The organism is Bacillus paramycoides, assembly GCF_001884235.1.
Taxonomy (GTDB): Bacteria; Bacillota; Bacilli; order Bacillales; family Bacillaceae_G; genus Bacillus_A; species Bacillus_A paramycoides.
Map to the genome: position 1 here is coordinate 1 of NZ_MAOI01000054.1, position 744 is coordinate 744.

Genomic DNA, 744 nt, shown 5'->3' on the forward strand with positions numbered 1-744 from the left:
CTGTTGGTTAATCTGAAGCTTAGTTTGTGCAAGAAATCCTTACATTGATTCGCTATCTTCGTATGAATTTGTTGTACTTTGGCTACTTGCTTGTACCAGTTCTTCGAACCTTTTTTTATTTTTGAATGTTTACGTTGCGCACGTTTTAATTTACGCTCTTCTTTGCGTAGGAACGTAGGATTTTGAACTTCTTCTCCATTAGATAGAACCGCAAATTTTTTGATGCCTACATCAATACCAGTTATTTTAGTTGCATTACAAATAGAACCTGGGTTTACGTGTTTTTCAACACAAAAAATCGCAAACCAACGGTTCCCTTGATGCTTTATGACAACTTGTTTAACGCAACCATCTAATTTACGGTGCCATTTGATATCAATGACCCCTAATTTCGAGATAAGAAGTTTACCGCCTTTTGTGAGAGAACACATACGACGGCTTGTCCCCAAGGAACCATCCTTCTTTTTATATTTGAACATACCAAATTGAGTAAGAGTAATAGAACGATATTCTTTAAAACTTTTCCTTTTTGGATAGCCAGCATCCTTTTTAAAGAACTTTTTATAGGCTTTTTCCAAGCGTGCAAACACTTCTTGAAGAGGTTGCGAAGGAACCTCTTTTAAGAAATGATATATCTTTTTATCAAGTTTTTGCTGATCTTGTAATTTATACCGTGTTAAGTCTTTTTTGTTTATAATATCGTTGTTTATCTAGCAAAGCGGAGTTATATTGCTGACGACAAAT

The 744-nt window shown here is 34.8% G+C and carries 1 protein-coding gene; it reads right to left on the minus strand.

Translation table 11 applies throughout. The features are described from left to right. Window positions 1–710, minus strand: a 710-nt coding sequence (locus BAU28_RS08385) for an RNA-guided endonuclease InsQ/TnpB family protein (RefSeq protein ID WP_338061965.1), incomplete at its 3' end; no start/stop codon positions are given. Between the last annotated feature and the right edge of the window lie 34 nt (window positions 711–744).